Source organism: Polaromonas jejuensis NBRC 106434 (assembly GCF_001598235.1).
GTDB lineage: Bacteria > Pseudomonadota > Gammaproteobacteria > Burkholderiales > Burkholderiaceae_C > Polaromonas > Polaromonas jejuensis.
The window spans coordinates 14412-28922 of the sequence record NZ_BCYO01000026.1; the positions used below are offsets into that span (position 1 = coordinate 14412).

The following is a 14511-nucleotide window of genomic DNA, read 5'->3' on the forward strand; positions in this document are numbered from 1 at the left end:
TCTGAAGTTACGCTCAAGCCACCGCCCGCTCCCGAATCTCATCCAGTACCCGCACCATCTCTGTCACCCTTGCTGGCAGAAACAAAGCCTCCGGCCCCTGCTGGCTGATGTCGGTAAACGGCGACTCGTATAGCCGTGCTGCATCCATCACCCCGTTTTCCGTCAGGTACTGCACGATGAGGTCGATGAACTCCAACTGGCTGGCCGTGGCAGTCGTGCCCACCACGAACTGACTGAACGCCTGCTTGGCTGTCTCCCGGTCCAGCCCCACCAGGGAGCGGATGAAGATGCCCAAGCCGTGGCTTTGCTCAGTGGCCTGCTGGATGACCTCGACCGTCCCCCCGGCCTGCACCAGCATCTTGCCCAGCTCTTCCAGGTCGGATGGGGTCAGCGGCTGGTTGCGGCGCAAGCGTTGCAGGGACAGGTGGCTTTCATGGGCCTTGAGAAACTGGCGTGCTTTGTCCTTGAACTTGGCCAGGTTCATGCCGGTGCTGACGCCGGGCAGTGCAATCGTCGTGCTCTCACCCAGCTCGTCCTCAAAGTCGGTGTAGACGACGTTTTTCTTGCTTTTCTCAATCAGCTTGACCAGGGCACGCAGCTTTTTGCGTGCTGCCTCCAGCACGGCCACGGTCACGTCTTCCCACCACTCGTCACCGGCCACCGACTGAATCAGTACCATCTGAGCCTTGATGGCGGGAATAGCTTCTTGCTCTTCCAGGGCGCTGGCGATGGCCTGCATGCGTTCCCGCAGGGACATAAAGTCAGGCTGGGCTTGCAGAATGGCCAGTTGGGTGCGCAGCACCAGCATGTCAAAGCGTTTGGCTTCTTCATCGTTGTCCAGCAGACCCGTGGGCAGGTCCGCCACCTGCTCACTCAACTCATGCAGGTTGTCACTGTCCAGCTTTTGCCACGACTCCAGCTTGGCGAATTTCTCGACCGATTTGCGCTGGGGCCGGACCACAAAGTTTTCCAGGTTCATGGCGGCTACCTGCTGGTGCAGAAAGCCGGTCAGCTCACCCCGCAACTGCGTATCGGTGAGTGGGTAGCCATAAGGGGCTTGGGCCTCAGCCACATGGGCGCCGGCTGCCACCCGTTTGTCCAACTCGGCAATCATCTCAAGCCGTGCCCGGAATAGCCGGGTACTCAGCGACACAGGGGCTTTGCCATTGTCCGGTGGCAGCTCCTGGCTGAAGAACTCCAGGTTCTGGCAGTAGTCGAAAACGTTGAAGAACTGTTTGTTCTGACCCGGCCCATACAACTCCGGGCACAGACGCGTACCCCGGCCAATCATCTGCCAGAACTTGGTCTTGGAGCGGATGACCTTGAAGAACACCAGATTGACCACTTCCGGCACGTCAATGCCGGTATCGAGCATGTCCACTGAGATGGCGATGTGCGGCATACCCTCTTTGATGGAGAACTCATCAATTAGGCTTTGCGCGTACTCAGTCTTGTAAGTGACCACACGGGCGAACGCACCCTTGTAGTGGGGGTAATTGATGTCAAAGCGCTCGGCAATGAAGTCGGCGTGGGCATTGTTCTTGGCAAAGATGATGGTCTTACCCAGGCGGTCACTGCCGGCCACCTTCTCGCCGCGGGTCATCAGGTGTTCCAGCACCTTGTCTACGGTATCGGTATTGAACAGCCACTTGTTCAGCGCCGCCGAATCGACCGCGTCGGGCACCGTGCCATTCTCTGTCCATTCCAGGGCGTCCCACTGGTCCTTTTCTTCTTCAGACAACTCTTGGTACTTGATGCCCTCGCGTTGGAACTTGAGCGGCACCGAGATGGCCTTAGGCGGGACCAGATAACCTTCTGACACCGCTTCGTCCAGCCCATACACATCGGTGGGCACGCCACTCTCCAGGTCAAACAGCCCGTAGGTGTTGTGGTCAATCTCATCTTTGGGTGTGGCGGTCAGGCCGACCAGCATCGCGTCAAAGTAGTCAAAGATAGCGCGGTACTTCTGGTACACCGAGCGGTGCGCCTCGTCGATGATGACGAGGTCGAAGTGCCCCACGCCAAAGCGGCGCTGACCGTCAGCGGCATCATCAATCAGCCCCATCATCGTGGGGTAGGTGGACACAAAGACCCTGCCATCGGTGTTCTTCTCCGACACCAGGTTTACCGGCGACGAATCAGGCAGGTGCGTTTTGAAGGCATTCACTGCCTGCTTTACCAGCGCCACCCGGTCCGCCAGGAACAAGATGCGCTTGGCCCAGTTGCAGCGCATGAGTACATCCGCCAGGGCAATGACCGTGCGGGTCTTGCCGCTGCCGGTGGCCATCACGAGCAAGGCTTTGCGCTGGTTTTCAATTTCCAGGGTTTCACCAATCCGGCGTACTGCCCGATTTTGGTAATAGCGCTCAATGATGTCGGCGTTGATGACCGCCTCAGCAAGCTTCTTGCGACTGGTGCGGCGCTGAATCAATAACTCCAGTTCCTGCTTGTTGAAGAAGCCCTGTACCGGCCGGGGCGGGTAACTGGCATCGTCCCAAATCCAATGTTCATAGCCGTTGGAATAAAAGATGACGGGGCGCTGGCCGTATTGGACTTGCAGGCAATCGGCATATAGCTTGGCCTGCTGTTGGCCCACCGTGGCGTCCTTGCGGGTGCGCTTGGCTTCCACCAGTGCCAGCGGTTTGCCGTCATCACTCCACAGCACATAGTCGACAAAGCCAATGCCCTGGTTGTTGGGCATGCCGCTGACTTCAATTTCAAAGTTCTTGCCATCCAGTTGCCAGCCCGCCTCTTTCAGCAACAGGTCGATGAAGTAGTCGCGAGTTTCGGCTTCGGAGTAGTCGTGCGTGTCGGGTTGGGCCGTGTTGGACTTCTTGGCGACAGCCACTTCTTCGCGCAGCTTTTTGAGTTCGTCGTCCAGCGCCGCCTTGTCGGACAGCAGGACTGTGAGCTTTTCGTCACGCTCCAGAAGTTGCGCTTCCAACTTCTGGAGTTGGTCAATCGACTGAGGCGGGGTGGTTGATGCCGTGGAAGCAGTCGGAAGTAGGGCCGGGACAAAGCGCAGGTCCGGGTCGGGCCGCGCCCTTTGGCCGTAGGTGCGTGCCAACCAGTAGCAAAAGTGAAACAGCTCGCGGGTGGCCGTTACCGCATCAAGCGGCAGTATTTTTCGGGTGCTATGGACGGCCAGATTGCCCAAGTCCTTGATTAGCTTGGCTTTGGTGAATATCGCATCGCCAGCAGTTTGTCGAAAGCTAGGTTCGTGAATCAGGGCGCTCAGGTGGTCCTGGTACGGAAGGCGCAACGACTTGTCATGCTTGTAGAGCCAGTCCACCGCCAGCTCCAGCGTGCGTCGCGCATAGAAGCAGGAGGTCCGGGCATCCGTGTTCGCCATCCCTTCAGCCTTGATGGCCGCGCCGTAAAGGGTGGACCATTCAGACTGGAGGAAGGCGAAGTTGCTCATTTACAGTTCGCCTCGGAAGGCGCGGTGTTGGAGGGAGGCGAAAAGATTGTCGAGGTCAGCTTTCGATGCGCTGAAGACCATCTTCTGCTTGTTAATACATTCGAGACGGAGAACAAATTCCGTCTGTAACTCTATCGGTGGGGTGGGGACTTGAATTTTCCCTAGACCTTCTTGATTAATTGTGTGCTGGCCTGCTGACGTCTTTCTATGTTTGGCGATTTCTTTTTTTCCGGCACTGCCATTCAGAAAGTAGGCAAGGAAGATTCTATGAATTTTTGATTCATCGACCTTCACACGCATGATATGGTCGTTGAAAAAGACGGGCTCTGGATGGCCTTCAAATACTGCACAGCGCCCGACATACTCAGGATTTCCGTTGACTCGGATGAACAAGAGGTCTCCTGGAGCAACGCTAAACCTACGTACTTCATTGGGCAAGAGCGTTATTCGGTTTACATCCGAAAAATCTATCCAGTCCGAGCGAATATCGCGCAAACGTAGAACAATGTTCTCTCCCATATCGCTTTCGATACGACGCCGGGTCATCCCGTTGGTAACCCCAATGATGAAGTCACTAACGGGATTAACCGCCCAGCCCTTGGGATTCGTCGCTAGGTCCCCAAACATTTCAATGAAAATCGACTGCGTGAGGCTGTCCAGTTGCGACAAGGCTTCCCGGCGCTTGGCTCTGAGCGCATCGGCTTGGTCCAGGATGGCGGCGATGCGGCGTTGTTCGAGGAGAGGCGGGACGGCAATTGGTGATTCAAAGATGATTCTGTCGGAAACGGCTGGGTAACTTGCCCCGGTAGCCTTGCTGACCATATCGGCTACAAATTGGGGAGACTTCACCCAATGGAAAAGATAGCTACTGGACAGCAGATTTGGGAGGGGACGTAAAACACAAAATCCTGTTGAGGCAGTTGCTCCGTCAAACTCAGGGTTGACCTTTGCAATGCCGTTCAAGTTTGGCCGAACGGTTGACACCAAAACATCGCCCGCTGAAACAAGTTGTCGAGCACGACTTGGCGCTTCGCCGCAAGTAATCTCGCGCGCGCCAAGAATTGCCTTGGCAGCTTGGTCAACAGCACTCAGGTCAATGTAGTCAAACACATCATCAGGATTTTCTCGCAATGGATTCCAAGTCTTTACCGGCTCGACTAACCCACCGACCGGGATTGTTCTCCAGCCGCTCATCCCAGCATTCCTTCAAGCTCTTCCATCCCCGCCTGAATCTCCGCTTCCAGCACCGCCAGCTTCGCCAGAATCTCCTTCGGCGGCAGATGCTCACTCACCTCGTGCACCACCTCCTTGTAGCGGTTGATGGACAGGTCGTAGTCGTTGCCCGCAATGTCGCTTTTGGGCACACAGAAACTCTGGTCGGTGCGGTCACGCTTGAGTTCTCCGGTTTCTCGCTCGCTCCAGCGCGCCAGCACATCGGGCAGGTTGTTTTTGGCGTGCTCTGCTTCTGATAGCTGGCTGCGCCCGTCCTTCATGCCCTGGAAACCTAATTTGTCTTCAGGCAGCAGCGGCTGGCGCTTGTCGTCCAAACTCCAGCCATCGGCCTTCATGTCGTAGAACCAGACGGTGTCGGTGCCGCCCGAGTTGGTCTTGGTGAACAGCAAAATCGCCGTGGAAACGCCCGCATAGGGCTTGAAGACGCCCGAGGGCAGCGAGATGACGGCATCGAGCTTTTGCTCTTCCACCATCATGCGGCGCAGCTCCTTGTGCGCCTTGGACGAGCCAAACAGCACGCCGTCGGGCACGATGACGGCGGCCCGGCCGCCGGCCTTGAGCAGGCGCAAAAACAGCGCCAGAAACAGCAGTTCGGTCTTTTTGGTCTTGACGATGGCCAGCAGGTCTTTGGCCGTACCCTCGTAGTCGAGCGAACCGGCAAAAGGCGGATTGGCCAGAATGAGCGAATACTTTTCCGCGTCCCCCGCATGGTCCTGCGCCAGCGAGTCCTGGTAGCGGATGCTGGGGTTGTCCACGCCGTGCAGCGCCATGTTCATGCTGCCGATGCGCAGCATCGTGTTGTCAAAGTCGTAGCCGTGGAACATGCCGTGGTGGAAATGCTCTCTGGCCTGCGCGTCGCGCAGCAGTTCGGGGTGGTTTTCACGCAGGTATTCGCCCGCCGCCACCAAAAAGCCGCAGGTGCCGCTGGCCGGGTCGCAAATCACGTCCTTGGCGGTGGGAGCCGTCAACTCCACCATCAGCCGGATGAGGTGGCGCGGCGTGCGGAACTGGCCGTTTTGCCCGGCGCTGGCAATCTTGCCCAGCATGTACTCGTAAATGTCGCCCTTGGTGTCGCGGTCTTCCATCGGCACATGGTCCAGCAGGTCCACCACCTTGGACAGCAGGGCCGGCGTCGGGATGGTGAAGCGGGCATCCTTCATGTGCTGCGCGTAGGTAGACCCGTCGCCGCCCATGGTGCGCAGGAAGGGGAACACATGCTCGCCGACCACGGCGTACATCTCGGCGGGCGCGAAGTTCTTGAAGCGCGACCAGCGCAGGTCGTTGTAGTCGCGGCCTTTGGCGTCCTGGCCTTCGGGGAAGGTGCGGCGCTCCATGGGCTTGCCCAGCCGCACGGACTTGTTTTCATCCAGGGTGTGCAGGTCGTCCAGGCGGCGCAGGAACAGCAGGTAAGTGATTTGCTCCATCACCTCCAGCGGGTTGGAGATGCCGCCGGTCCAGAATGAATTCCAGATGGCGTCGATTTGGCTGCGTAGTTCGCCAGTGAGCATGTATGCGGTCCCTGATTGTCGTAGTGCGCAATAGTAACAAGCCCAAGCCCCGATGCTGCGCCGAAAGAGCCCAAAGAGCATTTCCGATGTCCGCAATGCAAGCGAGAGCTGCCGATCGCCAATGGCAGCTTTCTGGTTTCCCAATCTCCCTCCGGTCAGCAGTCGTTCGTGGCAGCCCGCAGTGTGCCCAAACCGGTCTGTCAGTTGCATGACCTGGTGTCTGCATATCGGACGCTCAGCGACCTACCTGAGCCGAGAACCGTCCAGGGACGTATCCCAGCAGTACATCCGCAGGATGCGCTAAGCCGCCTCAGCGAAACCTCGCATTCCAGCTGACTACAAACGTCAGCCTCTCATCGTTCAGCTGAGTCCACCTAATACTTAGCGCCGACGACGTACCTGAGCCGCCCACTTCCAATGTCTTCACCATAGCGGATGGCACCACGTAGCAGTCTCCGTTGGGGGTGTCGAACTCGTACACCGGCGTCTCGTTGACGAACGCCGCGGCCGGCTCGCCTTTGCTTGGGTCGCCATTCCGCAGGGTTACCCCGGGGGGCAGCGGGCACTGCCAAGAGCCGGGCCCCCATCTGTACGGATGCAGATACGACGCAGGGGCCGCTTGCCCGACCAGCACGACGGGGTCGGCGCCGGCCGAGCGCAGAGCCGTGCAAAGCGCTCCCACCGTCGAGATGAACACCTGCAGCTCGGCGACCGTCGCCTGATGGTTGTTCCGAAGCGATAGGACATTCGCCGGTGCCACGCCAGCGTCAGCAACGCGCTTGCTGAAGGACCACCCCAGAGCGTGCCGTCGCACGTACTCGGCCATGTGCTCCGCAAGCCCGGCGTCTGGTTGTTGCGGTATACCTAAAACATAACGCTTCTTGTCGTCCTTAAACGTCACCGATTGCTGGTCAGCCACCAACCGAGGGACGAAATGCACGGTCGTCCCCGGCACTGATGGCCAGTGCTGCGGGTCGAACGCATGAGCCGCAATCGCCTCGGCCAAGCGCCGTACCTCGTACTCCTTGACGTCCAGCGCCCGTAGGGTGATGACGCGTTCGTGCAGTGCCACCTTGCGTAACCCCCTCATCGTGCGCGCAACGGCGAATCGTGCCGACCGGATTCGGCCCGTCGTTCCGAGATGCGTCTGCAACGCCATAACGGCTGGCGTCGCCGAGTTGAAGTCGTTGGAGAGCACCTCTCGACGCAGGTCTTGGCAGTAGCGCGCCACAGACTCGAGCTTGTCGAGGTCCTTCCACCAACTCTCGACGAGCTTCTTGTTCTCGCCAATACGCCGGCCCCGCGGCACCGCCACGGCAACGAGCAGGGTCGCCTGTGCCCGCTTCATCGATTCCAAGTCAGTCGGAGTACCTGACCAGCCGTAAATCCAGCCTGAGACCTCGGGGGCCTCGTTATCCCAGCGCAGTTTTTCTGCGAATCCGTCGATGCGACTCGCGACTGTCTCGACGCCAAACACCGTGCCGAGGACAGCGGTCGTGACGGCATCGACATCGTCAACGGGCCAGCAGTCGGCATTGCCGCCGTGGTGCTGCGCCGTACCCTTAATAAGCGCCGCGGCAAACCGCAACTCCCTGCAGTCTGGCGCCGGGTTTGGCCCGGCGTTGTGAATCAGGAGGAGCGCTACATACAGCCGCATGCTCTCCCAGTAGCGGCGTATTGCGAGGCTCAGCGCCTTGCCGGCAGTATCGACCGTGACAGGCATCCCACCATCCCAGAGGAAGCTCTGCGCCTCGGGCCAAGCCTTGTCGGCCAACGACAGCGTAACGTGCCGAACCTGAAACTCGTCCGGGTCACCGTACTCAAGCTCGTGCTGGCGGTTGCCCCACCACTTCATGAAGCTGTCCAGCAGCCAGCTCGACGCCACCTCGTCGCCTCGAGACACCGCCTTCAAGAACATCTCGCCAGAGTTGTCGATGTGCTTCGCATAGACCAGCGCTCGCGCCGTCAGTACCGCCCAAGCCTCGGCCCCATCGGCGTTTTTGCTCTCCGACACCCGGATACGCAGATGTCCCCAACTTCCGACGAAGGCGATGAGGGCTTGCTCATAGACCTTGCTAAGCGGTGCGGGTAGCATCCCACTGAACGATGTTGCGCCTGGCGCCAGGCTCGCGTCAGCCTTTCGGGTCCACCAACCGCCCAACTGGTTGGTAAGGTTCATGCCGACCAGCATGGCATTGATGACGAGCTTCTCAGGCTTGGGCGGTAGCTCTGCGGCGATGCTCGCTGGGACAATCGCCAGGGTTCTGAGCAGCCGAGAGTCTTGGTCAAGGTGACCCACGGCAATGCGTCCGATTTCGCGGTACGGTTTGAGCCACTCAATGTCGAAACTGCTCTCGCCCCACGCGTACGGGGACGTGCCAATCGTGGCAGCGTTCTCGGCAGCGCCCTTGCTGTCTACCGCGCTTGCCAACAGAAGCGTCTTGTGCAGACGAATCACATTTCGCAGCCCATCCTCGGCGGCGCCGAACCGATGCTGTTCGGCGGCGGCCTCGACCTCGACGCCAATTTCCTCCAACATCTTCTTGGTAGACAGCGACAGTGTTCCCTGCCGGGAGGGCCGGTAAAAAAACGCTGCCCTTACCAACACTCGCTCGAAAGCAGTGAGCGATGGGCCGTTTTCCACCGAGCACAGGACAACCTGACCCGTGGCGTCTTGCCCCACCATCGGCGGGAAACAGATGAGGGGGGCCGGCCGATTCCCGCCGTGCTGTTGCAGGCGCGCACGCTTGCACCACGACCTGACAGCCCACTTCAGAAGATGAAGGTGAACATCGTGTAGGACGAGGCTGCCCTTGAGGTCCCGCTGCGCGGCCGGCTCACCATCCCACAACCTAAACATTCGAACTTGTGGCTGGCTGTCCGAATCCACCGATTCAATCTTGAAGCCCCAGTCCGCGTACGGTGCGTTGACGAAGATGTGTTGCTTCATAGCTGAGGTCAACTCGGCGCGCAGAACGACGTCGACCGCGACGCGCGTGTACGCGTGTCGCTGCTCTTCTTCCTGGATGAAACGCACGGTGCGGCTAAGGAAGAACCCTGTGAGGAACACATTGGTGGCAAACCACGTCCCGTTCATCACCAGCAGCGACGCCATGTGTTCGGCGAGAAAGCACGGCGTGCTGTACGGTGTGGCGAAGTACTGCATGCCCATCGCGAGTAAAAGGCCAATAGAACTCGCACCTGCGGGAACCACCGCCGAATCCAGGACGTAAACGCGCAGGGCGACCGTGGAGTGCGCGCGTCGCTGCAGCATCAGCGCGATGAAGGACAGCACGATGGGGTAGACCAGCGCAACTAGCGTGGCCTGGACGCTCCACGGCACTCCTGTGTACGCGGCGGGGTCGAACTTCTCGTCTAGCTTCGTCCCAGGCAAGTGCGGCACGGAACCCCAGTGATGGCCGGCAATGATGTATGCGACGCTGGCGGCGATAGCGCCCATAACGAGGGCGAAAACAACAGGATGGTCTGCGCTCCATAGTAGAAGACGCCGAAATCGCCCGTACCGAAGGGTACGCAGCGTTGCGTTGTTCTTGGTCCACCCGCTTACCTCGCGGCGGGCCCTTGGCCCAGCGCGGCCAGTGAGCCCGCCGGGAAGCCACGATAACAGCCAAGCAATCATTTACTGCTCCTCCCCACAAAACTTGTTCTTGGTGTACCGGCCCACTAGCCATTCTGGCTAAGCGGCCAGGGTCTACCGGCTAGTGGTCTCTGGCAGATTGTGCTGGCGACGCGCGCGTGACACGCCAAAAATGCCAATTGTCCCGGAAACGGGCACTGGCCTACTTCCGCTTTTGGTCGGGTGCGGGTTTACCGGCCATCGAAATCGTGACGACATTGCCGACGCTCATGGCACCGGCGTCAATGACTGGTATGGAGCGATCAGATCGATTGGTTGTATGTCAGAACCCAGTCTGTACCTGGAATTCACGCGAAATCTTGCACAACACCCTGACCACTGACTCTTCAAGACTGACAGTGGCTCTAGAGTTTTCCGAACTGCACGCTCCAAACCGGTTACCGGAATCTGCACGTCGAATGTCGGCTATGTGGAGATGATTTGAACAATTACAGCACCCGAACCCGCCCCCGACCACAGCTGGGCCTTCGTCAATGACAGCCATCAGGATGAACGGTTGCTCATTTCACTTTTGGTCGGCGTCGTGGATTCGCACGGAGCAACTTCGAGTGGCTATCGCCCCTTCCTGCAGTCAGCGCATTGCTCGTCAACTCAATCAATCTCCTCATTCCATCGATGCTGCATGCTGGGCGTTATCGATTTCTCGCTCGTCAAGATAGATAGGCAGTCGGCCACGCCGTGGCGTCTCAGGCGCTTTGCGTTCGCAGGGTCGAAATGAAGAATGTCATCGAGTAGCGACATGGCCGGTCGGACCACCATCAGCGGCAAGTGACAACGTGGGGTCGATGTACTTGTCGCATGCAGCGACGCTTTCACGAGCTCCGCGAGTTCAGCCTGTTTGTCGGCTGGGACGCCTTGGAGGCCCTGGATATGGCTGATCAGGCGATTCTCGCGCTCCTCGCCGAGTTTCACCTCCTCGTTGATTCGGACCCACGATAGGTATGAGTCCCTCACCAGCTCGTTGTGATAGATGTCCATCGTGCGACGAATGACACCTGCTGTCGGTCACGAATGACTGGAATGGAGCAACCAAATCACACTCAAAGGGTTAAATTATGTGGCAGTCGGAGAATCCCCGCAGCACAGCTTAGTAACGCAGACTCACTTGAACTTTGAGTTTGGATGCATTTCTTTCTCGAACTCGAGCGCCAGATCAGACATGACATTCAAATCTTCGTTATGCTGCACATGGAGGGCTGAATGGGCCACGTTGCCTTTTGTGGGTTGATACACGATCCTCACAGGTTTTTGTTTTTTTACACAAACCTGCTTCACTCTATCAACCACGGCCACGGCGTACATGCAATTTTTTCCGACATTCAAAGTTGCACGTTGGGCATCTACACAATCACGTAAATTGGACGCTTTGTCTTTCTTGAAGTGTTCCAGCCAGTTGACCGAGAGAAAGTCCTCATTATTGCGGTGAGCAAACGCCTGGGGCAAGATTCCCAATACATTGCCGTCCTCATCTTTGCGCAACCTTGCCGGTGGCACGTACCGCATGATGTGATCCTGCCCAGGTAGCGAGTTGCCACGCTTGATGGCCATTTAACCGAACCACTCTTCAGTGTGATGTGGCCCGAGTCCTGCAGCCAAACGGTTCACCGTTGTATCGCCTACATAGTGTTCAATCTCATCGTCGACCATGCGTGAGATCACCCACTTGACACGGTTGTTGCCTAAAAACTCAATCGTCAGCCTACTACTGCCTGCCGTCCAAGCGGCGATGAGCTGCCCCGAAGGCGTGAGACCCAAGCCAGGTCTTTTTTTCGGCCTTAGCTCGCAGATCGCTTTGAGGAATGTCGCAAAGGATTCCCTTTGAAGGGGCTCATCGCCTTGCTCCCATTCGTCCACATCGTGAAGGAAGTCGATCTGGTTGAAAAGTTTGGTTCGCCATTGCGAATCCAAGTACATCGCAACTTGCGAAGTCATCACCTTGACGCCGGCCGTCGCATCGAAAAGCTTTTCTTCAAGACTTTTCTCATGCACTTGCGAGCCCAGCATTGAAGGTGCCACGGGACTGCGCAATTGCTGAATGCGGCTTTCAATCTCCTGCGTCTTCGCACTCATGTACTGAGGTAGCTCTGCCGCCAGTTGACTGTAGATGGGTGCCTGGCTCTTGTAATCACCTGGAAGAAAGGATTGCTTAGCCAACGCACCAACGGTGTAAGTCGCCGGACCTTTCAAGAGAATGAGATCATTTGCCATTTCTGTCCCCATTGAAAATTTCATCTCTGGCGCGCTGGCTGACACAGGCCTCAAATACTTGATTCTTCTTCAATCGCATTGCGTCTAAAAGCTCGAAGATGTCCTTGTCGTTCTGCGGCACATCAATTTCACGACCGACATCCAGATCCAGGAGAAAAGATGTGTGATTGAGGATGGGAGATTCAACAACGCCCGAGTTCAAGGTCAGCTTGCACTTGATATCTTCGAAGTAGGACATTGTCTGGACTGCCCCCGCCATCAGCGGGCTCAGCATATCGGGGACCCGAGGGAAAACGTTGAGGAATTGCTCATGGTGAACCAATGGACCTGTGGTCGGAATATCGATACGGTTGATGTAACGAACACCAATTCGCTTGATTTCGCGGTAGCCGAGCGTCCTTTTCAAAAGCTTCCAATCTCTCATGAAGCGTTTTGAAAAAGTGGCCCAGGAGGGATAAGGAGCGAGCTGAGACACAACTAAAGAATTTGGCAGGGCTAGCGCAAGTTCGGTCATATCTTGCGAGGAGCGCCGATGTCCTTCAACAACCTCGGTAAAGGCCTTGCGATCTTTGCCGGCCAGATGGCTCAGATCGAACTTCACACTGATGTTCTGCAGCGGCTCGTGGATAGGGTAATTCTTGGCCAGCTTGTCGCTGATTGACTTCAACAGAGCTTTGCTAAGATCTTCAGCAAAATTGATACCAATCACGGCCTCTGTTACAGGCGGATATTTATATCCTTCAGATCTCGTTACTGGCGTGTTGGTTGCTGTCACTGCTATGTTTTTGTTGATTTTTTGTCACCGATTTCAATCGCTGATTTACTCCTAGGCAGAGTTTAACCGCCAAAGGACCGGTCAAGGCCTCGTGCGTTCACCTGATCCACCACTGCGGAAATTACAGCATATTGGCATGTTGTGCGTGCGCCTCTTCCAATAGCCGTTCAATGTCGGCTTCCGGACGCTGATTTTGACTGGGTCTAAGACCTCCTTGGGTCGAGAGCGGCGTCGAGCGGCTGCCTTCTGGCATCCACATTGAATGGCTGGTGATGGCCGATAGTTCCAATTCGGCTCAGGCTCGCAATTGACGTCATCCTGCAGGGTCGGTTCGATGTTTCAGTGGTCAGCACCAGAATCTTGCATATTGCTGGTCACCAATTCCCGGCACAGATGGTCAAGTAGACCAGAATACGCATGGAGCACTAATCAAGCACGACCGTGGCCCACAGGCGTGTCTCGACAACTCGCAGAATGACTTGCCGCTGGGGGTGCCCCCTTGCGATTGAGTCGACGGAACCCCTATGACCTAGGTAAGCGCACTCCGCATGATCGACAACGTACGGAGTACCTAGCCCTCCTTATGGATCCATGGAAAAGGTTGGCCTGGCTTCCACTCCCCAAAATCACATTCCAGGAAGTAGTCCATAAACTTCTGCCGCTCGTTGGCAAATCGGTCAATGTCCCCGTCGGTGATAGGCGCACGCAATAAGTACTGCCCCGGATAAATGATTTCGGCAAAGTACTTGTTAACGAGTTCGCGAAGTTCCTTCAGCGGAGGATGCATCACTGGATGGGTGCTCTCCAGCAGGTAGCCAATTGCCCACACGATCCCGACACCAGCCCAACGCACGGTTCCGGGTTCGCCGGCGAGTTCAGCGCGCCGCATCGCACAGGCAAGTGCGCCTAAAGACCAGGGATTTACCGGATCTGTGAACGAGTACAGAAAATCTTTCGGTATCGGGTTTACGCATAGCGCCGGCGGACTATTGGGGCCAGAGGGTAGTAAGAAATCCTCTCGGAAAAGCGGCGGAAGATTCTTTACACATATCAAGAGATCATCGAGAGAGACCTTCTCTTCTCTCAGCAGGAACCACAAGGGCGTCATGAACCACGCCCTTGTATCGGGCCAAATCTTGGCCGCCAGCTCTACCCACTTCCCACTTGAGTTTGGACCGAGTGCTCCGCCGGCACGTTGTGTGCCAGCGGCGTACCTCTTTAAGCTCGTGCAGTCGCCCTTATCCCAACCCAGTCTCGATATTAGGAATTCGGCAACTTTTTCGGGGCTATTAAGACCAGTCATCTGCTTAAGCGATGCCATCCAGAGTTGCGCCCGAATGCGGTCTATTGAAGAAACTTTACGGTTTGTCATGGGGGGCGAGTTTGAGATCAAATGCGCCATTGCTAAACCCGTACGCAAATGGCAAATTCCGGGCTTGTTGTAACGCAGCTCGGCCGTGACCCCATTTTCCATCCAACAAAGCATTGACGGTACTGGCGAGAGCCAAGACCCGCGCCCCGTCTTGACTTCGTCTGCGTTTCGCAAGCAGGGCGTCACCGTGGCCGAATGGGCTCGTTCCCAAGGATTCAGTCCTCGGCTTGTCTATACAGTTTTGAGGGGCGAGCGAAAGTGCCTAAGAGGGCAGAGCTACCAAATAGCGAGGGCACTTGGAATGAAATAGCGCCCCACAGCCCACTCCAATACCTG

10 protein-coding genes are annotated in these 14511 nt (G+C 57.2%); 1 reads left to right on the forward strand and 9 read right to left on the reverse strand.

The features are described from left to right. Positions 1–13 precede the first annotated feature (13 nt). The 9 genes from PJE01S_RS20250 to PJE01S_RS25310 form a co-directional block, all read right to left on the reverse strand. Positions 14–3421: a DEAD/DEAH box helicase family protein gene (locus PJE01S_RS20250; RefSeq protein ID WP_068835468.1), complete on the reverse strand. Its 3408-nt coding sequence runs from the start codon at positions 3419–3421 to the stop codon at positions 14–16. After that, positions 3422–4615 carry a restriction endonuclease subunit S gene (locus PJE01S_RS20255; protein WP_084389656.1) on the reverse strand — a complete coding sequence of 398 codons (1194 nt, stop codon included), beginning with the start codon at positions 4613–4615 and terminating at the stop codon, positions 3422–3424. Further along, positions 4612–6162, reverse strand: a complete 1551-nt coding sequence (locus PJE01S_RS20260) for a class I SAM-dependent DNA methyltransferase (RefSeq protein ID WP_068835470.1) — start codon at positions 6160–6162, stop codon at positions 4612–4614. The genes PJE01S_RS20255 and PJE01S_RS20260 overlap by 4 nt, the downstream gene beginning before the upstream one ends. A 310-nt stretch (positions 6163–6472) precedes the next feature. Beyond that, on the reverse strand, positions 6473–9622 hold the full coding sequence (locus PJE01S_RS20265; RefSeq protein ID WP_068835471.1) for a hypothetical protein: 3150 nt from the start codon (positions 9620–9622) through the stop codon (positions 6473–6475). 789 nt (positions 9623–10411) lie between these two features. Further along, complete coding sequence (locus PJE01S_RS20270; protein WP_068835472.1) at positions 10412–10798, reverse strand: hypothetical protein; 387 nt, start codon at positions 10796–10798, stop codon at positions 10412–10414. Between the two features lie 123 nt (positions 10799–10921). After that, complete coding sequence (locus PJE01S_RS20275; protein WP_068835473.1) at positions 10922–11368, reverse strand: hypothetical protein; 447 nt, start codon at positions 11366–11368, stop codon at positions 10922–10924. Next, a complete protein-coding gene (locus PJE01S_RS20280; protein WP_157090407.1) occupies positions 11369–12028 on the reverse strand; it encodes a hypothetical protein in 660 nt (219 codons plus the stop codon). It lies immediately after the preceding gene. Then, positions 12018–12803 (reverse strand): TIGR04255 family protein, encoded by a 786-nt coding sequence (locus PJE01S_RS20285; RefSeq protein ID WP_169804404.1) that lies wholly within the window; start codon positions 12801–12803, stop codon positions 12018–12020. Before PJE01S_RS20285 ends, PJE01S_RS20280 begins: the two co-directional genes overlap by 11 nt. 571 nt (positions 12804–13374) lie before the next feature. Next, positions 13375–14175, reverse strand: coding sequence for a hypothetical protein (locus PJE01S_RS25310; RefSeq protein WP_157090408.1), 801 nt, complete (start codon positions 14173–14175; stop codon positions 13375–13377). 85 nt (positions 14176–14260) lie between these two features. Between PJE01S_RS25310 and PJE01S_RS26215 the strand changes: the two genes are divergently transcribed. Then, entirely contained in the window at positions 14261–14485 is a 225-nt protein-coding gene (locus tag PJE01S_RS26215) for a DNA-binding protein (protein ID WP_281178632.1), read from the forward strand. The last annotated feature ends 26 nt before the right edge of the window (positions 14486–14511 follow it).

Excerpts from the sequence above, each read along its gene's own strand:
- PJE01S_RS20250 (WP_068835468.1), bottom strand. The coding sequence starts at position 3,421 with ATGAGCAACTTCGCCTTCCTCCAGTCTGAATGGTCCACCCTTTACGGC.
- PJE01S_RS20255 (WP_084389656.1), bottom strand. The coding sequence starts at position 4,615 with ATGAGCGGCTGGAGAACAATCCCGGTCGGTGGGTTAGTCGAGCCGGTA.
- PJE01S_RS20260 (WP_068835470.1), bottom strand. The coding sequence starts at position 6,162 with ATGCTCACTGGCGAACTACGCAGCCAAATCGACGCCATCTGGAATTCA.
- PJE01S_RS20265 (WP_068835471.1), bottom strand. The coding sequence starts at position 9,622 with ATGGGCGCTATCGCCGCCAGCGTCGCATACATCATTGCCGGCCATCAC.
- PJE01S_RS20270 (WP_068835472.1), bottom strand. The coding sequence starts at position 10,798 with ATGGACATCTATCACAACGAGCTGGTGAGGGACTCATACCTATCGTGG.
- PJE01S_RS20275 (WP_068835473.1), bottom strand. The coding sequence starts at position 11,368 with ATGGCCATCAAGCGTGGCAACTCGCTACCTGGGCAGGATCACATCATG.
- PJE01S_RS20280 (WP_157090407.1), bottom strand. The coding sequence starts at position 12,028 with ATGGCAAATGATCTCATTCTCTTGAAAGGTCCGGCGACTTACACCGTT.
- PJE01S_RS25310 (WP_157090408.1), bottom strand. The coding sequence starts at position 14,175 with ATGACAAACCGTAAAGTTTCTTCAATAGACCGCATTCGGGCGCAACTC.